Origin of the sequence: Glaciecola sp. SC05 (genome assembly GCF_041380235.1) — a bacterium.
Classification (GTDB): domain Bacteria; phylum Pseudomonadota; class Gammaproteobacteria; order Enterobacterales; family Alteromonadaceae; genus Glaciecola.
In genome coordinates this window covers 1-19,236 of record NZ_JBGIYY010000023.1, presented here as the reverse complement: position 1 = coordinate 19,236, position 19,236 = coordinate 1, and the positions used below count along the sequence as shown (strand labels likewise).

Here is a 19,236-nt window from a genome sequence, read left to right as displayed (position 1 = left end):
TAAAAATTGAATTGGATCCGTATTCTATTACTCACAATAAAATAGCGCACTCGGCGCGATTCGAACGCGCGATCGGCTTCGGATACCAACGATAAGAGCTTTATTCGGTTAAAAAAAGCGACAGATTTTTATCTGCCGCTTTATTGGTACTCTATTAGTGACGTTCTGACTCATACGTATGCAGAGTAAAGCCCCCCAAATACTGATGTTTTGCATAGCGCTTTCACAAAAGAAGCAAGCGCATACATTCTCTCCTAATAAAACATCTACGATTTATCAAAAGTTAGTATTGCTTCTTTGTCCGCTTGCTTCTCTTGGGATACCGTCTTGACCAGCTTCGCCAAGGGTAAAGCTGTTGCCACTTATGATTGGCGTTAGGCTATCGCTAGCATTGCCATCAAAAATGGCCACCGACCATCCGCCACGCCCTGCAGCGTCAGTTTCATTAGTAAAATCAGCCGCGCCACCATTACCACCGCGACCGGTAGTAATCACATTGTTATTAATAGTAGCCGGTGTTGAACCCCCTATAAATATACCAAAAGAAGGACCGCCACCGCCTGAGCCACCAGAGCCACCACGCCCACCTTGACCACCACTGCCGCCATTACCTCCGCGCCCTCCTTTTGCGTTTGCAGGCCCGTTAGTACCGTCGGCACCTTCACCGCCAAGGCCGCCAGCACCGCCGGCTGCCCCTGTACCACCAACGCCACCGCGGCCGCCATTACCTGAGGTAATTTGATTGTTAATAATGTTATGGCTGTTACCGCCTGCAATGTGCACAGCAATGGATGCAAAGCCAGATCTACCGCCGAAACCGCCCGCGCCGCCATCGCCGCCTTCACCACCACCGCCACCACCGCCGCCATTAGCACCTGCTGCGCCACCAGCGCCACCACCGCCGCCGCCGCCACCGCCGCCAGCAAATCCGTTACCACCTTGATCGCCAAATGAGCGAGAGTAAATCCCCTCACTTGTAATACTCCCAAACCCTGTTCCACCAGTACCGGGCGTTCCTCTTACGCCAGGGTCACCACTACCGCCATTACCGCCATCTCTGCCCTCGGGCGTTGAATTGTCAGTATCAAATCCACCACTGCCAGGAGAGCCACCTCTTACAAGCGGTACTTCTCTACCACTGCCGCGCGTACCGTCTTCACCAGGCTCAAACGAGTTATTACCTGCGTTGCCGCCATCACCACCGTTCCAACCGCCGCCAGTAGATTTACCGCCTTCGCCGCCGTTAATATTTAGACCCACGCGAGCGTCCTCGCCATCTACGCCATCTCGTCCTGCATCAACGGTGCGGGCACCTCTATTGCTTGCATTTTTTGACCGTCCTGAAGTGATATCGCTGTTACTTACTGTAGTGGTATCAACAGCATCAAAGTATACGCCATAGGAGGCACCAGCTGCGCCATCGACGCTATTTTCATCAAAGTCTTCTAATAAAACTGTAGCGTTATCTAAGGTGAAGCTAGAAGAACCATTTTGTGCATATACACCAATAATATTAAAAGAATCATCTATTTGGACTGATTCCACCAGTAAATCGACACCAGATACCACGGTGGGTGAATCAACGTTGCGATAAAGGATTCCATTTTCAGTCGCAGTTAAACCTGTACGGTTGTTTTGTATATCTCGAGACCAATCGGCAGAAAATCCTCCGTAAATACTATTACCACCACTTAAGAAAAGATTTTCGCTGGGAGTCGGTTTCACATTTAAGCGCGCATCACCCGATGGCGTTTTAATGTATACATCCGCTTGCTCTGCCAAACCGTCCAGTACGCTGGCCAAGTTAGTAAAAGGGGCGTCGATGCTACCTGTGCTCGTTCCGCTAAATTCTGAGTCGACAAAAATCGCCGTTGTGGTGTCTTCTAGAACCAGCACCTGAACTTGGGCGCTATCTGAGCGGCCATTGGCCGTTGCGGTTACGCGCAGCACGATGGAATCAACCTCATCTGGCGCAGAAAAACTGGCTGAGGCCGTAGAAAAACCAGAGGTGTTTGAAATAGGGGCACCAGATACTTGCGTCCAGCTATAAGAAATGGCATCACCGTCAGGATCAGTAGCACTAGCAGTCAGGGTTACCGAATTACCCGCACTCACCAATGTGCGAGCTTCTGCGGTAACCGTTGGTGGAGCATCGTTTGAGCCCCCGCCCCCGTTAGGACCACTGCCACTGCTGTCTCCACCACCGCCGCAAGCAGCCAAGCTCAGCGCACTTGCTACCGCAAAACTTAACAGTGATAGCCTGTAGGTTTTGCTTCCATGAGACTCTTTTATTGATTTTGAATTGTGCATGTTTTTCTCCATTTTCTTACGCATTGCGCTGTAACAGGCAACTCGCTCTCACATTATAATGAGACGCTAAACCTAGTGTTTTATTAGTCTTCAATGCTTAAAGCGCAAAGCAGGCAAAAAACCCCTCATAAAATAGAATTAATTTTGATTTGTAGGTTTTTAAATCTGAGATGGGTATAAACAGAAAAGGTATTTGCAAAATTAATGAGGGGGTTTTTCAGCCTTTTGCGCTTAATGGATATCACTAGAGATTTTTTAAACACACGCTGCAAAAGGCAAAATAATGATGAAAAAACAAAACTTAAAATACCTGGCTGTTGTTACTTTCTTTTTTTGGGTAAACCCAGCGATATCACAAGTGCAACAGTTGCCTGAAATAGGTGCTTTCCTTCCCTCTATTACCGACGTTAAACCAAAGGAGGTGTCGGCGGTGGATGGCTTATGGTCCATATCGAGCTTGGATAAAGTGGTAAGAATTGACCGAGGAAGGATATACGCAATTGAAGGTTGGACGCACCTTTTTGTACTCAAGATTATGCCTGGAATGGTGGTTATTCATCCGTTTACTGAGGAAACGCCAGGTGTGTTTGTAGGTGATGACTTACCATTGCAAGGGCCATTAAAAGCCGTGCTAACAGGCGATCGGATTCTGCATTTTGAAGTGAAAGGCGCGTTAGGCGAAGTTGAATATCAGTTGATACCACAACAGTTAGATGATCCAGATGCATTTAATCAATTAATGAAGCAAGTACGCGATTTTTAATCAGAGCGGCACAAACTGAGTAAAGTTTGATAAATATTGCACAAATATAAAAGACGTTTTATTCTCGTTTCACTGTCTATTTTATACACAGTTGAGCTGAGGGGAGATTTTTTGTGTCAACGTTCTCAAACGAGATAGCTTGTTTGCCATTTGACTTGCAAGCTTTGATGCTTGACGAGCTTCACAATATTGCCAGTCGATTTATGAATAAAGAAAGTGCTGGGCATACACTTCAGGCAACCGCACTGGTAAATGAAGCTTACGTAAAGCTGGCTGACAAAACAGTGCATTTTGTAGATAAGCAGCACTTTGTTGCTATTGCTGCCCAGCAAATGCGGCGCATATTAGTAGATAGTGCGCGACAAAAGCAGGCAGCTAAGCGCGGCGGGAGGCCAATAAAAATCACCTTAGAAGAGAGTGCCATTGCAAGCCCAACAGAGCTGCCTAACCAACAAATTGAGCTTTTGTATATCAATGAACTGCTCGACGAACTGGCAAGTTTTGATGCAAGGGCGTCAAAAATTTTTGAGATCAAGCTGTTTTCAATGCTTGGCAATGAAGATATTGCAAAGATAATGGAATTGTCACTTGCAACGGTAGAGCGCGATATAAAAGCTGCAAAAGCATGGTTTAAGCTACAAATTCGCAAAAACTAACAATGTAATGATAAACAAATCCTTACTCATTATTAAATAGTACGGGATTATTATTGGACTAGTATTGGACTAGTATGGGACTAGCCCAGCACTATCCCGCCGTCTTATTTTTTACTGAGCAAAGCAAAGGCAGGCTATCATGAACCAAGAAAAATGGGCTCAGATAAAACAAATTTTTTCACACGCCAGTGCTCTTCCCAAAGACGCGCAAGCTGAGTTTATACAGCGCGAAGCAATGGGCGATACTTATGTCATAGAACAAGTCATGTTGCTGCTGAGCACCGATGACGAACAAGACGATGTGCTTAATCTGACAGGCGCAGTAGTATCATCCGCTACAGATATTATAAAAAATGAAGCGCTGTTGAGCATTGGCGATATTATAGAAAGTTTTAAGGTTCAGGATGTGATTGGCGAGGGAGGCATGGGTAGTGTCTTTTTAGCAAACCGCATAAACGGCGACTTTGAGCAACAAGTGGCAATTAAAGTCATTCATAGCCGATACATCAGTGAGCAAAGCATTCAGCGTTTTAGGCGAGAACGACAAATTCTGGCCTCGCTTAATCATAAAAACATTGCCAGTTTCATAGGCGGCGGGGAGACTGAAAAAGGCCAGCCTTACATCATTCTAGAGTATGTTGATGGCTTACCAATCAACGAATATTGCATCCAGCATGCATTAAGCATAAAGCAACGCTTGGCCCTTTTTAAAAATGTGTTAGAAGCGGTGATTTTTGCTCACCAAAACTTTGTGGTACACCGTGACATCAAACCAAATAATGTGTTGGTTACCGCAAGTGGAGAGGTAAAACTGCTCGACTTTGGCATTGCGAAACTTCTGCAAGAAGATACGACACATAGCAAAACAATGGCCAACCTTACCCACGAATACACTAGAGTGATGACGCCCGCTAATGCCTCGCCCGAACAAATTTTGGGAGACAATGTTACCACGCGCTCAGATGTGTATGGCCTTGGCGCCCTATTAATGTATTTGCTTACCGATGAAGCTGTATTTGATACCACACGTAGCTCCTTGCGCAGCATTGAGTCGATGATCCTCGAAACCGTTCCGCTTAGGCCATCTGAGCGTTGTTTAAATGCAAATAATGCCATCCTCAAACGCAGAGCCAAAATCCTAAAAGGCGATCTCGACAACATTGTACTCAAGGCATTACAAAAAGACCCCGACAGACGTTATTCGAGCTGTGAACAATTTCTCGAGGATATTATTCGCTATCAGAATAATTACCCGGTTTTAGCCAAGCCCGATAGCTTTTGGTACAAAAGCTCCAAATTTTTGCAGCGCAACGCTCTGACTAGTTCTCTTACAGCCTTATTTTTTGCGGGTATTATTGGCACCAGCGCGGTGATTTTTAGGCAGTCTTTAGTTATAGAGCAAGAGCGCGATTTTGCCTTACAGCAGGCGACTACTGCTCAGCAAACCGCTGACTTTATGACCCAAATATTTAATAGCGCAGACCCAAATAACCGATTTGGGGGCGACACTAGCGTCAAAGAGGTCTTAGAAAAAGCAACAAATGATTTAAATGACTTAAACAGTGAGCCTTTTATTAAGGCACAACTCAGCGCGACCTTAGCCTCGGTATATAACGTGCTAGGAGAAAATGATTTGGTAAGCAAGCTCATTGAAGACGCCGAAGTCTACCTAAAAGCTTACGCCGACAAAGATAGCACTCCCGCAAACACCTCTGCATTGCGTGGGCTTAGATATTTAGTGGCCAATGAAAAAGGCAACATGTTGATTCATTCAGGTCAGTATGAGCAAGCGCGTGAGGTATTTTCATCCTCGATTGCGATGCTAGAAAATGATGTAGCCTTGCAGGCTGAGGATTCAGAATACAATCGCTACTATGTGTGGGCGCATTATGGTCTGGGTACTGCGTATTCTTATGAAGGCTTTGATAATGAGTCTCTCCTGCATTATGAGAACGCCCTAACCCGCGCACAAAGCATGATTGCTAACGAGGAAAAGTTTGCAGACGACATGCGCGAGACCCTGTCTGTTCGATACTTCGCCTACGGGCATTCTTTGCGCAGAACAGGGCAGATAGAAAAGTCTAGAGACATATTAAAGCAAGGAATTGAAGTAGAAGCGTCGCTAGAGAGGCCGCCTAGCCTTGATCTCGCATACGGTTTTAATCAGTTAGCGAGCACTAGTGTGATGCTGGGAGAATATGAGCAAGCTGAAGATTATGCCTTACAAGGATTAGCGATTCGCACAGACATACTCAGCACTAACCATGTTGAGACACTTGCAAGTATGGGCATGCTAAGCAATATATACGCACGACAAAAGCAATACACTAAGAGCATCGAAAACCGCAAAAACATGCTAGCCGCAGTTGAGCAAATACTGGGCACCTCACACCCACACTATGCGGCTGTGCTGGGCGCATTAGGGCAGCTATACATGTTAATTGATGAGCTAGATACTGCACAGGCTTATTATGAGGATGCATATCAGCGCTTTATTCAACTTTTTCCAGATGGCAATGGGAATGTAGCGATTACGCTAACCGGACTTGGTGATGTTGCCTTACGCTCTGACCAAGCTGAAGCAGCTTTAACATATATGCAAGAGGCGATTGATATTTACGAGCGAGACGCGCTGCCACGCAATGCTCGCGCGGCAAAAACCTTTGGACTTTACACGACCGCACTGTACAAAAACCAGCAAATATCCAAAGCACAAAAATACGAACAAGCGACCTTAGACATCTTAAATGAATTGTACAAACCCGAAGACCAAGAATACAAAACGTTAACACGACGAATTGATGAAGTGAAGCTAGCGAATTAGTCTTTTAAGTGTTCGCCGGTGGATCTATTCACCGTAAATATTAGTTATATGTGCTCTTTAAGTTGCACCCACTTGTTATTTATCGTTGATATAATCGCCTTAGAAGTGACCGATGATACATTTGCATTTTTCAATACCGCTTCGGCATTTGATAAGTTATCCATTAACCCTTCGACTATGGTCGTTACCTCTTTTGGGTTAATGTTTGCTTGTTTCGCCAACACAATCAAATCTATCTTGGCGCAACCAAAATCGCTTATTACTAGCGCTAAGTAGTTCAAATGGTGCGGTTTCAATACCGCACATGTTTGCTAAGGTCATACAACTAAACTCGACCAAGCTCTCTTCATGCTTTAGGTAGAAGTTATTGGAGGTAAGTTTAATGATGCACTGTTGACCGTTTGCATTAGGTTTAGTGGTATAAGACCCATCAGATATAGCCCCCATCCATCTGGAAGACTATCTGCAAAGACACCATGCAATTTTTGATGCGGTGTAGAGGGGCCAATTTGAACGTTAGTCGATTGCTCTAGTGCAAAGGGTGAAAGGTTAGAATACTTGCTCAAATAAGTTTCAGCATATTGGAAGTATATCCCATTTTTGTTTTCAGCAAGTTCACCTACATGCGCAATCTCGCCGTTTGAAAGGCGATGGTTGACTTTCAGTTTATGATTTAGCATAGTTTACAACCTCATCAAGGCTTTTTGGTGATTCAGTTTTTCGAGTTAATTGCTGCAACTCTGTTAACTTACCCACTTCAGCATATAACATGAGAAATTGGCGTAGTGATATCTCACCTGTACTTTCAAACTTTCTAATTGTGCTGTTGGGTACACCGGTTTTTTCTGCAAATCTTTGAACGCTGTACCCTTTGCGTTTTCGTGTATTTTTGACAAAATGACAAAGTTCAAGTTGTAAGTCAAACGGTGATAGTAACGATAGCATGACAAATCTCCCTCATCATTAAATTGCCATTATAGTAGCATAAAGCCTGTTTAAGATTTATTAATTGCTACTATAGTATCTATTTTTGCTTTGCAAATGCGTCAACTGTTTGTAGGCTTGCTAGCACTATTTTGAGTATTGTCATATATGGTCGCGAATACATAACTTAACGACATCGTCAGGGGCCTTAAACTCTCATAGCGCGAATTTCTGATGATTGAGAGTGCAAGTAGCGGGCTCTGGCAAGAACGTGCGCTTTTACTTTTGTCATGTATTGGCGATCATCGTTAGTAAATTGCTTTGCTTGGGTGATTTGATTGATAAAGTTATTCTGAGTAAGAAGCTCAGTCACTTTATTTGCCAATATTGTTAGCTGACGTGACAAGAGCTTTTTATTTATCCCGCAGGTTTCTGCGAAGTCTGCTAACTGGTACGCATGAATATTGTTTGGTGCGAATTCATCACCCATCGCCATCCTAGTCAATATCGCACCAAAGGTAATGCAGGACATCATTGATTTTGATAAACACCTCTTCCAAGAACCATGTATCGCATAATCGGAAAGAATCCTGTTAAGTTGACAGTAACCCTTAAGGCACAAAAGTGCATACGGTGCCGCCGTTTTCACTCACGCGCAGCACCATATCATTCAAAAAAGGCCCACCATTACTATTTTTAGCTGAAATAGTTAAGCGAGAATTAATAGGGTAAGTTTTTCTCCATTGTACTGAGGTCATACTCAGTGTTTTGGCTGCCTCGCTATATTGCCCTTCTTCGCAAAACCCTACGACATTATTAATATTTCCGTGTGTAATTTTTATTTGCGTGAACATTCCCATATCGGTTTCCTCTTAAAAACTAATAAATAACGACGCATAAATTTTGAATTTAAACAAATAATTTACACCTCAATAACGTTAAATAAACATAATGCATCATATTCATATATACTCAAACAATTGATTATTTTTTATTCATTTTAGAGAGCGCTAATGGACGAATTTGAGCAAAAGCAATTTGCCGAGTTAAAGAGTCAGTACGATTCACTTAGTAAGAGAAATGAACTTCTTGAAAAAAGCGTACAAAACGCGAGGTACAACAAGAAAAACAGCACGCCAGACAATCTTATTCCGAAGCTTGGCAATATTCCCTCAAATACTGCTTATTACACCACTACGTCCCTTATTCACGATAAAGATGAGTCTTCTGTAAAAGATGAGGTTACCGCACCAATAAGTCTCTCAGACTTGATAGAAAAAGACGGAAAGCGCACGCTGGTTGGTTTTAGTAAACCGCATAAAGGCATCAAGCTGACGCATCAACAAACATGGAAGGCAAAAGGGATTGGGTTGGGAAGCCTTGTCCATTCATTATGTCTCGCGCCTGGAGAAGCCACACGAGTAGCAGTGCAAGATTGGACGAATACACAACGTGGGCAAAGTGCAGAGTCGAGCAATCAATCAGAGGCCGCGTCAAGCGCCAATGCGCAAAGCCGAGCTATCGATGAAGTGCAAAACTCTACTGCGAGGGAGGCCTTGTCTGGTTCAAGTAACGATAGGGCTTTAGGCACTTCGTCTAGTGCAGGAATGAGCATGTTGTTTTTAAGCGCTGGATCGGCTCGTTCAAATACCGTTGCTACTTCGGTAAATACCAGCACCGGCGAGAGTGAATTACTAGCAAACGATTCCCAGAGAATTCAACAAGCAACCGAAAAAGCAGCAGAGACTGCGCGCAATAGAAGAGCGAGTGTTGTTAGAGAAATTACACAAAGCGACACATCAACCACTACCACTAGGATCATCGCTAATTACAATCATATGCATGCACTTACCATGATGTATTACGAAGTACTTGAGGCTTATGAAGTAACAACTTCGGTAATTAATAAACAAAATTGCGTTTTCATACCCATGGCTTTGATGAGCAGCGAAACCCTGCTAAGTAAACACAGTAACATTATCGCCAATGCCGCACAGGCGGCGGGTATGGATTTATTAGCATCGGCGATTAAATTGCACGATGCTCAGTTCCTATCTTCTGAAAATTACCCTAATTTTATGAATAACACGCAGGCAGCAGAGCAGGAGATTAAAATAGCGGCAGGGACCATACATACTATATACCCATTGCGGGTTGAAATGTATAACGAAGACAAGGCGCAGTGGAGCGCTACTCAAAATGAGCACCAAAGAATAATTTCAAGCATAGAAAATAATTTGCAAAGTGCAATATCTGGGTTAGCAAGTTTTGCATCTTCAGATCTGTCTGAGAAAACAAAAGTTCAAATAGAGTCTGCTATAAATGCACTAAAGACCGCTAGAGGGGATGAAAGAAATCAAGGTGACGATGTTAAAAGTTTACTAGGCTCAATAAAATATCTACAAACACAAGAAGCGTTAAATGTTTATGGCGTCGCGGGTAAAAATTCTCTAATGCCATATACGCAATCTGGCGTAGCCAGCTGTGAAACAACGTTGGCGCGTATTTCTGATGCAATAGGGTATCTGCAAAAAACACTTTTTTCTATCGACGCAGTTAAATCAACAAGTGAAGACCTAATTGGTGCACTTGATAAATTTAATGAATATTTTAATCAGGCCGTATGGTTGGAGTGCCTAACTCCTGCTGTCGTGCACGCTATGTTTGAAGGTAAGGTGTTTGAGTCATGCTCGCTGAATAGTTTAGTAGATCCAAAACCGATTGCATTCACGGGAAATCTAGTTGGTTTTGCATTAGGTGATAGCGAGACTCTCAAAGATCAAAGTAATGCGTACACTAGCACAATTGTTATGCCTACGGGGGGAGTGTTCGGTGAAGCGGTATTAGGACAGTCAATCGCAGCAGAAAAAATTGATTTAACCCGGTTCTGGAATTGGCAAGATTCACCTATTCCACTCACGCCGGCTGAAATCAGTCCTCAATCTAATGCACATACAGTGGCATCTATGGATTTAAACGCAAGAGACTTTTCTGAGTTTAAAGCCAATCTAGAGGCTTCCCAAGCAATGCCGAATCCTGAGGGGTTGAGTGCAATCCTTCAGTCGATTTCTTCGGGCAACCTGTTCAAAGATATGAGTGGCCAAGATGTAGCTAAAGCAATGGCAGATGCAGTAACAAAATATGCTTCGGAATCAAACAAAACCGCTCAAACACTTGCGTCCAGTAACTTCCAAAAGTCTCTGGATATTGGAGAAAAAATCGCCACTGGCATATTAAGCGGCGGTTCATCGACATTACTAGGTGGCCTTTCTGAAATGGATGATGCTGGCGTGATGGGCAAACTCCTCGGCATAGGTGAGGGCAAAGAGACCCCATTGGCAACGGCTATAGAAAATGTTGCAGACACATCTTTAGCAACCGGCGGCGCACTTGATATGACCAAGGGTGAAACAGAATTGTCAGCAGGGGTTAACCCAGCTTTAGGGGGTGCATTAGATACTGGTAAAGCTGCAAGTGGTTTGACAGATCAGAAAAAAACGTAAGTAATGCTGAAAGCTTACACGGTTTGGTATTGTCAGCTTATTGTTATTAGACGGTAAAAACCTCTGAGCCTGCCCCTGCGATTTGAACCGCCTCATCTGTCGTTCCTGTTGCCTAGATAGCTGATGGCTGATGGGAAAGTTCACATCGATTATTTTCATACTGCTTATTGGAATGTTCTACGCTTGGCATCAGTTCTCGTTTCGCTGCTGAATAACTCTTAAGTTCGTCGGTCACAATCTTGATGGGCTGTACTTGTTGGCCTTTTAACAATTTTCTGAAAAATTGCATAGCAGCGCTTTTATCCTTGCGTTTCTGAACTAGATTATCAATTTCATCTACGTCCTGATCGGCTGCCCGCCAAAGATAATGAAGGACACAATTTATTTTAATGAACACCTCGTCCAAGAACCATGTATCGCCCTACTGACCTCGATTTTTCCTTATTTATTTGGTTGCAGTATTGATCACCGAATTACAGACACCAATTTCTGATGGTTTAATAGCTGACGGTGATCCCTCTGGCTGCCAATAACTCTTCGATATCTCGAAAACTTAGGGCAAATCGATAGTAAAGCCATACAGCATGGCTAATGACCTGAGATGGGTAGCGATATCCGGAGTACATTTTGGCGTTTATCATGTACGGATTGTGTCACAATTTGGAATAAGGTTGATAAGTTGACAATACCGTAATTAGACCAGTAGCTTCCCTTGGTAGCCACACTCCAGCAGAAAATAGCACTTCTATCAGCAAAAGTGCTTAACGGCAAAGCTAGTATTTATGCACAAGATGCTGATACAACTTCTGAGGTATTGGTTGGTCTAATTCAAATTCAATGGAAACTGCCTTTTTACCGCCGATGGTGGTTAGTGTTTGAGTACCTTTAATGACTCTTAGCTCACCAATGTAATACCGTGCTGAACCTTCTGACTCAGCCTCCTTTCTAATAAATAGAGGGACTCTTAACTTATTATTTTCTTGGTCTAGTAATGCTAGAACTTCTGGGCTGCTGAGTGAACGATTGTTTTTCGTGGTCCAATGAAAGCGGCTAGGATTAATAAAATAGTCATTATATTGAGTTGTCTCTGCAATACCGTCATTTTTGTGGTAATTGACAAATATCGCACAATCATTTGTTTCCCTATCGTAAAAATAGCCCCCTACGTTTTGTGGATTACGATTTTTGCGCCAGCCCAAAATTCTGAACGTTTCTTTATAGCTATATTTAGCTCCCACTATAAAGCCGTCAACATATCTTCCTATTTCTCTTCTCGCAGTATATTCAGCTATAGCATTTTCAATAGCATCACAAAGCAGTTCTTTTTGAAAGGAACTCAAAGCAAGTATTGCTGAACCAGCCGAATATGAATGTGTGTCTATCACTTCGTGATTTTCATGCCCTTGTGGTGAGCCGTAGCGTAAATTGAGTACATTAATTATTGACAAGTACTTCTCAAAAGAAAGGCTCAGTCCGAATCTAGCCTCGCATTCCGCTTCAAGTGCTTTGAAATCTATTTTGTTAGTATTCAACAGTAAATTTAGCGCTAATGGTTCATATGCTTGAATACCATCTAGCGCCTCGTTAATTAGTAGCCCGAGTAAGGGGAAATTCATTTGGCCATATTCCGACTTTTGATACTCTGGGTCGTACTTACAAGCGAACTCATGTATTGACTTTATATTGCTCTGTTTGCAAAACAGTAAAGAAGATAAATCACCATGCATTCGCATAGACATCAAACTTGGAAAGGTGCCTGTTTTTGATTTCACCAAATTGTATTCTGTTTTTAATTCACGAATACCGATATTGGGTGAGGTTTGGATGGCTTTAAAAATGCGCTCTTTTGCAATCCTATCGAAGGAAATTGTGCTTTCCCCAGGCAGTAAGGTTTCCTCGCTTCTGAGTAATCTTCTTAGGTTATCTTTGTTGCGACTGCGGTCGCCATAAAGCGCAATAGGGATTAAAAAATTATTGGTGTAGTTACCTACTATATCGATAACCGTCAAATATTCTTTGTTATGGTGCTTTCGCAGGCCTCGCCCTAGTTGCTGAACAAATATGATAGCGGACTGAGTTGGCCTTGCCATGATAATTTGATTAATGCTAGGAATATCAACCCCCTCATTAAAAATATCGACCGTTATAATATACGATAAGTTGCCGTTCTCTAGGCTATCAATTGCATCTTGCTTGTCTTTTTCAGAAGAGCTACCGGTCAAAGCAATGGCTTTTTCTCCATTTTGCTTAAGAAATTCAGTGAAAGACTTTGCCTCTTCGACTCTTGATAAAAAACATAAGGCTTTAATTGAAAGTTTGTCTGCACCAAACTTTAATGAGTGATTATAAATATGCCTAAATCGTTGCTCTCGGGTCAATAATTCTAGCGTGATGTCTTTATCACTTTCATGGCTTAAGTCAGCTATACCGAAATAATGAAACGGGCAAAGAATGTCAGTTTCTAGCGCGTCTTGTAAGCGAATGTCACACACAATATTGTTATCGAAAATATCAAATATGTTTTGATTGTCACTGCGCTCAGGTGTAGCGGTCATACCAAGTAAAAACTCAGGTTGGAAATGTTCAATGATTCTTTGATAGGAAGCGGCAGATGCACGATGGGTCTCATCAATCACGATATAAGCGAATCTTGTTTTAGCCAAGCGACTTAAATTTTCAGGGCGGGAGATTGTTTGCACGGTGCCGAATAAAAAATCAGCGTCCCAATCGGTAGTTTGACCTCCAACTAAGCCAAATGAATACTCGTCTTTTAAGATCGTTTGATAGGTCTCCATTGATTTTTTCGCAATGGTTGTGCGATGCACCAAAAACAAAGCCGATTTTGCCTTTGATTGGCGCACATCAAAAGCTGATAAAACCGTTTTTCCGGTTCCTGTAGCTGATACTACTAAGCCTCTTTGCTTCCCCAATATACGCGATTGTCGCAGCTTCTCTAAAGCCTGTTTTTGAAGTTCATTTGGCGTAAAAGAAGACAATTGTACAACGCCTTCAAGCGAGTTTTTCTTGTTCGCTTTATACTGCTGTGAATATTCTTCAAGAATATGCTTGTTTAAAACCGTCGCGTTTCGCCAAATTCTTTCAAATTGTTGATTGGCTTGATTAACGCGTTCTTCGCCTTGAGAAAACAAAAAATTGATCTCATCGTTTCTTGATAGCGCAGTTTGGGTAATATTGGAACTGCCAACCAATACTTTGGTGATACCAGGGTTTTTGAATAAGAAAAGTTTGCCATGATATTGCGCGCCTTGCAGCAAACGAACCTCAACAGCAGGTATAGCCAATAACATTTTAAGGGCTGCCGGCTGAGTAAAACTCAAATAGTCAGACGCAACTATTCGTGCCTTCCCGCCACGCTCTGTAAAGTCATATAAGGCTTGTAGCAAAGACACAACGCCCGACTTTGTAATAAAAGCAACCGCTGAATCGAAGCTGTCTGCGTCAATCAGCGCCTGTTTAATTTCACTTAACACGCGTTTACGTTGTGATTGGTTATTAGTAACAAACTTGTCTGAAGTGTGCTCTACTGTTAAATAGGTATAGCGAGACGAAACATCTTCAACGCGCATAGAATTAGTTTCCGACATTGCGCGTTAAATAATCCACTGCTGACTCATCTGCAGGTAACCATTCTATTTCACGAAGTTTTTCCACAGGTAAGCGTTTCAAATCGGTATGTTCAGTCAATTGCACAATAGGCCCGACACAGGTGCACGCGTAAAAATGAAGCCGTATAGAAAAATCTGGATAGTCGTGTTCAACGCTTAACAAATGTTCTCCCACTTCAATACTAGTCTGTAGTTCTTCATCAATCTCCCGCTTTAAGGCTTGGCGATGATCTTCGTTTTCTTCGACCTTTCCGCCGGGAAACTCATATTTAAAAGATAAATAGTCAAACTTGGCCTGGCCTTTTTTAAAACAGTGAATGAGTTCATCTTGTTTGATGATGGCGGCGACTACGTCGATCATTGAAAAACCTGGTCTTTAAGTGCGGCCGTCCAGGGTAATATTTATTTTGTGTTGTCACAATAGTTATTTAAAACAATGGTCTTGGGGGGGATTTTGTGCTGGCGCGCCAAATAAATAGTGGGAACGTCTGTTACCTTAGGATGCGGAAAGTCAAAATATAATTAATATATTCATATATTTAGAAACCATGAGTATTAGCCTCATTTTTCATAAAAATTATTATTAAATTCAAACCCTCATCATTTCAATGACTTGTAAATTTTTTTATTGCGTATAGTAGGTATACTGTTTATGAGTGTCACATTAACCGATAATTCTAAAAGTCTTGCAAACTCGAGATGGGCAGATTGGTCGTGAACAGTAATGACCAGAAATTAGGAAATATTGATTTTGAACTAAGGGAGCTAGAAAAAAGAAATTTGTTTGCTTTAATGTTCGGTTAACTTCCCACTCATTGATTTCTTTAAGGTACATCTAAATACCCTACAAGGTATAAGTTGACATATATACCAATAAGGGTATATTTAACACTGTATACCTTTTGGGGGATAAGCATATAGTTATACCTTAACGGGGTTAATTGTGGAGAGACATAATGAAGTTTAATAATTCAAAAGAACTGGCTGATTACATAAAGCTGCATCGAAATAAGCTGGGGCGAACGCAAACTGATGTAGCGGAGCATGTTGGTTTAAAGCAAAAAACCATCTCGGCTATTGAAAACTCTGCGGGAAACTCTCGTATTGATACATTATTTAAAATTGCGCATGAACTAAACCTCTCCATCGAGCTTAAGCCTAAACAGGTAAATGAAAGCGGCCAAAAGATAGAAAGTGGCTGGGATCAGGAGTGGTAATATGGAATTGATGGTAAGCCTGAACGGGGTCAAAGTAGGTACACTGTCAAAAGATAAAAACGGTGGACTACATTTTTCTTATACGCATCAGTGGATGGATCGCCTAGGCGCACGTCCCATTTCTTTGTCGTTACCCATTACAAAGCAAAAATACTCTGGTGACCTAGTGTATAACTTCTTTGACAACTTGCTCCCCGATAACCCAAACATTCGAAATAAAATACAAGCTAGATTCAATATAGGCTCTGGACATGCATTCGATCTTTTGGCGGCAATAGGCAAGGATTGTGTGGGTGCTATTCAATTATCTTCAAAACAACCAGAGTCTATAAACCAACTAAACTACAAGATGTTGTCAAATCAAGACGTTGAGAAGTTATTGCAAGGCTACAAACATACAGCACTTGGAATGGAAAGTGATGATGATGACTTTCGGATTTCGCTTGCTGGCGCTCAGGAAAAAACCGCTTTACTTAAAATTGGTCAACAATGGACGAAACCGATAGGTTCAACACCAACAAGCCACATAATGAAATTACCAATGGGCGAGTTACCGCAAGTGGGTATCGACTTAACCGATAGCTGTGAGAACGAATTTATTTGCCTAGAGCTTGCGAGAGCCTTTGGTTTTAATGTGGCTAATTCAGAGGTGCTTTACTTTGGCGAGCAAAAAGTATTAAGTGTTGAACGCTTTGATCGTAGATATGCATCTGACGGTTCATGGCTCATGCGTCTACCTCAAGAGGATTTTTGTCAAGCAATGGGTATTTCATCTGCTCAAAAATACCAGTCAGATGGTGGTCCAGGAATCATAGACTGTCTCAATTTGCTCACGGCTTCGTCTAACAGGAAAGATAGAGCAACATTTTTTAAAACTCAGATATTCTTTTGGTTAGTCGCTGCTATTGACGGTCATGGAAAGAATTTTAGCGTATTTTTAGAGCCTGAAAACTCGTATAGAATGACGCCTCTGTATGACATCTTGTCCGCGTATCCAGTAATATCAAAAAAAGCCTTACAGCCACATAAGATCAAAATGGCGATGTTTTTAAAAGGCAAAAACACTCACTGGAAGTGGAAGGGTATTCAGCCTCGTCACTTTGTATCGACCGCCGAGTACGTAAAATATCCCGTTGATAAAGCTATATCTCACTATGAGTATTTTGTTGATAATGTTGAAAACGCTATTGCTAAAGTTGAAGATAAAATTCCCAATAGCTTTCCAGCCTACGTAGCGGAGGCAATTTTTTCTGGACTGAGAAAGCAAGCGGCTAAAAAATTGGTATAAATAGCAGAGACCGTGCACAACATATCAGTAACCGCGCTTTTGATGGTAAACATTACAAAAACTAAGTTTGGAGTACTTGGAAAAATTTGGAAATGCAAGGCGTTCAGACATTAGATAACCTTTTAGATGGCAAATAGCCAGAAGTCTTAGACAAAAAACAGCAACTTGATGAAGTTAAAAATTTGCAACTGTTTTGGTTTGTATACTGAATACCTTGCTTCGCTTTCTTAGTAAAAAGTGTCTGTAGGTTATCGGAAATATTAGTAACTTAGCTTCCTTGCGGTGTGATGCAATTAATTATGTGGACAATATACGTCCACATAAGACGTAAAATGTACACTTGATATCTATACATATTACGTCCATTATAGACGTAATATGTATAGAAGATATCACATGAATAAACAACAAACTTTAAGTCGTTTGACTATGCAAGCTAAGAACGATGGACATAATGGCGTATTTGATACCTATGATTTGGCAATGATGATGCAATTTAGGCATAACAATAAATTTAGCGGATTTATCGGTAAAGCAAGCAAAAACAACACAATCAAACGAGTCGCCAAAGGCTTATATATAAATCCACTATCGCCACCAAATCCGCGTACAGCAATCTACCTTATCGCTAAGCGCTTGAGATGGAATGTTAGTAACTATGTTAGTCTCGAATCTCAACTTAGTTATCTCGGCATAATCTCACAGCAACTCATGGGGCACGTCACTATCATGACGACCGGCAGAAAAGGTATTTTTAAAACTGCTTATGGCGTCATAGAATTTACCCATACCATGCGCTCAATCTGTGAACTATCAGATCAGTTGTACTATGACGAAGATATTGGAATGTTTAGAGCAAATAGACAGCGCGCGATAGCAGATCTAAAAAGAGTGGGACGTAATGTCAATATGATCGAGGAAATGCCAGATGCTGAATAAATTAGTAGAAGAGGTGCTCTTCAGAAACGAGCAGTTGAACGGACTAGCTGATGCAGTAGAAAAAGAAATTCTTCATCACGACATTTTGATAGTGCTGCAGAAAGCCGGGATCTTGCAGAATTTAACCTTTATTGGCGGCACTGCGCTTCGAGTCTGTTATAACTCCAATCGCTTAAGCGAAGATTTAGACTTTACTGCTGGTTTAGATTTTGAAACATCTGCTATGACGGGAATGGGTGATCATCTACAAGAATATCTTGCAAAAAAATATGAGCTGAAAGTTGTGGTTCATGAACCGACTTTGTCTAGCACTGATACATCAACGTGGAAAATAACAATAGAAAAATTCCCTAATCGACCGGATTTACCAAGCCAAAGAATGCACATCGACATTTGTGCGCTCCCTTCATTCGAGCGAGAGTTTAGGCCAGCCATTGATCATTATAATATTCAATCTCCCATTATTGGACTACCAATACCAGTGCAAAGCAAAGAGGAAATATTAGCGGATAAAATGGTCGCTTTTGCCTTCAGGGCTCGGCGAATCAAGCCTAGAGATGTATGGGATATTGCATGGCTGAAACAAGGTAACGTATCACAGAATGCTCAATTAATTAGCCGAAAGCTAGCAGTACGAAACAAGACAATTAGCGAATACGTAGAATTGACAACAAAACATGCTGGTATGCTGAATAATGATCTACCTACCCAAAAAGATTTTGCACAAGAAATGAGTCGATTTCTGCCAAGGGACATAGCTGAAAACACACTCAAAAATGCTCATTTCTGGTCTTATATTAGTCAAGTCATAAGTGAAGATGTTACAGCTGTAAACAACGAGTTAGTGGCTATAAAGACTTAACCACTTCAAGCAAATTATGATGGAGACTTCAAATTAACACACTATCTTCAGTAGCAATGAGTGGTGTGTTAATTTGCAACGGCAATTGACCCACCATTGCATTCATTAAGTGATCCATCTAATCTTGCTTAATGGTAAGGCGGATAGTTGCTCAGGTATTTTTTAATTGGCTCAATATTCAGCGCAAAAGCTAACCCCAAATGGCTCAATGAACTTCCCAGATTTTGCTAGACACTTTTAACAGTTACAATGTAACTTACAGTAGAGGTGTTTATGAGCAAAGGCAAAAGATATACCGTAACCGTCGCCTAAAGACCGTCACCT

19 protein-coding genes are annotated in these 19,236 nt (G+C 41.9%); 8 read left to right on the top strand and 11 right to left on the bottom strand.

Annotated elements, in window-relative coordinates:
* Positions 1–276: 276 nt before the first annotated feature.
* Positions 277–2,310, bottom strand: a complete 2,034-nt coding sequence (locus AB9H30_RS17335) for a hypothetical protein (protein WP_371195988.1) — start codon at positions 2,308–2,310, stop codon at positions 277–279.
* Between the two features lie 283 nt (positions 2,311–2,593).
* Here AB9H30_RS17335 and AB9H30_RS17330 point away from each other — a divergent pair, with 283 nt between their 5' ends.
* The 3 genes from AB9H30_RS17330 to AB9H30_RS17320 all read left to right on the top strand — a co-directional run bounded on the left by AB9H30_RS17330 (position 2,594) and on the right by AB9H30_RS17320 (position 6,553).
* On the top strand, positions 2,594–3,073 hold the full coding sequence (locus AB9H30_RS17330) for a hypothetical protein (RefSeq protein ID WP_371195987.1): 480 nt from the start codon (positions 2,594–2,596) through the stop codon (positions 3,071–3,073).
* 113 nt (positions 3,074–3,186) lie between these two features.
* Complete coding sequence (locus AB9H30_RS17325) at positions 3,187–3,729, top strand: ECF-type sigma factor (protein ID WP_371195986.1); 543 nt, start codon at positions 3,187–3,189, stop codon at positions 3,727–3,729.
* Positions 3,730–3,868: 139 nt separating this feature from the next.
* Positions 3,869–6,553: a protein kinase gene (locus AB9H30_RS17320; protein WP_371195985.1), complete on the top strand. Its 2,685-nt coding sequence runs from the start codon at positions 3,869–3,871 to the stop codon at positions 6,551–6,553.
* 44 nt (positions 6,554–6,597) lie between these two features.
* On the opposite strand, the gene AB9H30_RS17315 is transcribed toward AB9H30_RS17320, so the two are convergent.
* From AB9H30_RS17315 to AB9H30_RS17290, 6 genes are all read right to left on the bottom strand, one after another.
* Positions 6,598–6,849, bottom strand: coding sequence for a hypothetical protein (locus AB9H30_RS17315; RefSeq protein ID WP_371196041.1), 252 nt, complete (start codon positions 6,847–6,849; stop codon positions 6,598–6,600).
* Positions 6,752–7,000 carry a HipA domain-containing protein gene (locus AB9H30_RS17310; protein WP_371195984.1) on the bottom strand — a complete coding sequence of 83 codons (249 nt, stop codon included), beginning with the start codon at positions 6,998–7,000 and terminating at the stop codon, positions 6,752–6,754. The genes AB9H30_RS17315 and AB9H30_RS17310 overlap by 98 nt, the downstream gene beginning before the upstream one ends.
* On the bottom strand, positions 6,907–7,233 hold the full coding sequence (locus AB9H30_RS17305; protein ID WP_371195983.1) for a HipA N-terminal domain-containing protein: 327 nt from the start codon (positions 7,231–7,233) through the stop codon (positions 6,907–6,909). Before AB9H30_RS17305 ends, AB9H30_RS17310 begins: the two co-directional genes overlap by 94 nt.
* On the bottom strand, positions 7,220–7,498 hold the full coding sequence (locus AB9H30_RS17300) for a helix-turn-helix domain-containing protein (RefSeq protein ID WP_371195982.1): 279 nt from the start codon (positions 7,496–7,498) through the stop codon (positions 7,220–7,222). The genes AB9H30_RS17305 and AB9H30_RS17300 overlap by 14 nt, the downstream gene beginning before the upstream one ends.
* 187 nt (positions 7,499–7,685) lie before the next feature.
* Positions 7,686–8,012: a hypothetical protein gene (locus AB9H30_RS17295; protein ID WP_371195981.1), complete on the bottom strand. Its 327-nt coding sequence runs from the start codon at positions 8,010–8,012 to the stop codon at positions 7,686–7,688.
* 76 nt (positions 8,013–8,088) lie between these two features.
* A complete protein-coding gene (locus AB9H30_RS17290) occupies positions 8,089–8,337 on the bottom strand; it encodes a hypothetical protein (RefSeq protein ID WP_371195980.1) in 249 nt (82 codons plus the stop codon).
* Positions 8,338–8,490: 153 nt separating this feature from the next.
* Here AB9H30_RS17290 and AB9H30_RS17285 point away from each other — a divergent pair, with 153 nt between their 5' ends.
* The gene (locus AB9H30_RS17285) at positions 8,491–10,980 is read left to right on the top strand and encodes a hypothetical protein (RefSeq protein WP_371195979.1); all 2,490 of its coding nucleotides are present in this window, start codon (positions 8,491–8,493) and stop codon (positions 10,978–10,980) included.
* Between the two features lie 112 nt (positions 10,981–11,092).
* Here the strand turns inward: AB9H30_RS17285 and AB9H30_RS17280 are convergent, their stop codons facing one another.
* The 4 genes from AB9H30_RS17280 to AB9H30_RS17265 form a co-directional block, all read right to left on the bottom strand.
* Positions 11,093–11,377: a DDE-type integrase/transposase/recombinase gene (locus AB9H30_RS17280; protein ID WP_371196039.1), complete on the bottom strand. Its 285-nt coding sequence runs from the start codon at positions 11,375–11,377 to the stop codon at positions 11,093–11,095.
* Between the two features lie 100 nt (positions 11,378–11,477).
* Entirely contained in the window at positions 11,478–11,621 is a 144-nt protein-coding gene (locus AB9H30_RS17275; protein ID WP_371195978.1) for a hypothetical protein, read from the bottom strand.
* Positions 11,622–11,753: 132 nt separating this feature from the next.
* The gene (locus AB9H30_RS17270; RefSeq protein WP_371195977.1) at positions 11,754–14,585 is read right to left on the bottom strand and encodes a DUF3427 domain-containing protein; all 2,832 of its coding nucleotides are present in this window, start codon (positions 14,583–14,585) and stop codon (positions 11,754–11,756) included.
* A complete protein-coding gene (locus AB9H30_RS17265) occupies positions 14,572–14,967 on the bottom strand; it encodes a (deoxy)nucleoside triphosphate pyrophosphohydrolase (RefSeq protein WP_371195976.1) in 396 nt (131 codons plus the stop codon). The genes AB9H30_RS17270 and AB9H30_RS17265 overlap by 14 nt, the downstream gene beginning before the upstream one ends.
* 595 nt (positions 14,968–15,562) lie before the next feature.
* Between AB9H30_RS17265 and AB9H30_RS17260 the strand changes: the two genes are divergently transcribed.
* From AB9H30_RS17260 to AB9H30_RS17245, 4 genes are all read left to right on the top strand, one after another.
* Positions 15,563–15,823 (top strand): helix-turn-helix domain-containing protein, encoded by a 261-nt coding sequence (locus tag AB9H30_RS17260; RefSeq protein ID WP_371195975.1) that lies wholly within the window; start codon positions 15,563–15,565, stop codon positions 15,821–15,823.
* A gap of 1 nt (position 15,824) precedes the next feature.
* Entirely contained in the window at positions 15,825–17,111 is a 1,287-nt protein-coding gene (locus AB9H30_RS17255) for a type II toxin-antitoxin system HipA family toxin (RefSeq protein ID WP_371195974.1), read from the top strand.
* A gap of 396 nt (positions 17,112–17,507) precedes the next feature.
* Positions 17,508–18,050, top strand: a complete 543-nt coding sequence (gene abiEi / locus AB9H30_RS17250) for a type IV toxin-antitoxin system AbiEi family antitoxin (protein WP_371195973.1) — start codon at positions 17,508–17,510, stop codon at positions 18,048–18,050.
* Positions 18,040–18,912, top strand: coding sequence for a nucleotidyl transferase AbiEii/AbiGii toxin family protein (locus AB9H30_RS17245; RefSeq protein ID WP_371195972.1), 873 nt, complete (start codon positions 18,040–18,042; stop codon positions 18,910–18,912). The genes abiEi and AB9H30_RS17245 overlap by 11 nt, the downstream gene beginning before the upstream one ends.
* The last annotated feature ends 324 nt before the right edge of the window (positions 18,913–19,236 follow it).

Excerpts from the sequence above, each read along its gene's own strand:
- AB9H30_RS17255 (WP_371195974.1), top strand. The coding sequence starts at position 15,825 with ATGGAATTGATGGTAAGCCTGAACGGGGTCAAAGTAGGTACACTGTCA.
- AB9H30_RS17295 (WP_371195981.1), bottom strand. The coding sequence starts at position 8,012 with ATGATGTCCTGCATTACCTTTGGTGCGATATTGACTAGGATGGCGATG.
- AB9H30_RS17260 (WP_371195975.1), top strand. The coding sequence starts at position 15,563 with ATGAAGTTTAATAATTCAAAAGAACTGGCTGATTACATAAAGCTGCAT.
- AB9H30_RS17320 (WP_371195985.1), top strand. The coding sequence starts at position 3,869 with ATGAACCAAGAAAAATGGGCTCAGATAAAACAAATTTTTTCACACGCC.
- AB9H30_RS17300 (WP_371195982.1), bottom strand. The coding sequence starts at position 7,498 with ATGCTATCGTTACTATCACCGTTTGACTTACAACTTGAACTTTGTCAT.
- abiEi (WP_371195973.1), top strand. The coding sequence starts at position 17,508 with ATGAATAAACAACAAACTTTAAGTCGTTTGACTATGCAAGCTAAGAAC.
- AB9H30_RS17330 (WP_371195987.1), top strand. The coding sequence starts at position 2,594 with ATGATGAAAAAACAAAACTTAAAATACCTGGCTGTTGTTACTTTCTTT.
- AB9H30_RS17310 (WP_371195984.1), bottom strand. The coding sequence starts at position 7,000 with ATGGGGGCTATATCTGATGGGTCTTATACCACTAAACCTAATGCAAAC.
- AB9H30_RS17285 (WP_371195979.1), top strand. The coding sequence starts at position 8,491 with ATGGACGAATTTGAGCAAAAGCAATTTGCCGAGTTAAAGAGTCAGTAC.
- AB9H30_RS17290 (WP_371195980.1), bottom strand. The coding sequence starts at position 8,337 with ATGGGAATGTTCACGCAAATAAAAATTACACACGGAAATATTAATAAT.
- AB9H30_RS17245 (WP_371195972.1), top strand. The coding sequence starts at position 18,040 with ATGCTGAATAAATTAGTAGAAGAGGTGCTCTTCAGAAACGAGCAGTTG.
- AB9H30_RS17305 (WP_371195983.1), bottom strand. The coding sequence starts at position 7,233 with ATGCTAAATCATAAACTGAAAGTCAACCATCGCCTTTCAAACGGCGAG.
- AB9H30_RS17335 (WP_371195988.1), bottom strand. The coding sequence starts at position 2,310 with ATGCACAATTCAAAATCAATAAAAGAGTCTCATGGAAGCAAAACCTAC.
- AB9H30_RS17265 (WP_371195976.1), bottom strand. The coding sequence starts at position 14,967 with ATGATCGACGTAGTCGCCGCCATCATCAAACAAGATGAACTCATTCAC.
- AB9H30_RS17275 (WP_371195978.1), bottom strand. The coding sequence starts at position 11,621 with ATGATAAACGCCAAAATGTACTCCGGATATCGCTACCCATCTCAGGTC.
- AB9H30_RS17270 (WP_371195977.1), bottom strand. The coding sequence starts at position 14,585 with ATGTCGGAAACTAATTCTATGCGCGTTGAAGATGTTTCGTCTCGCTAT.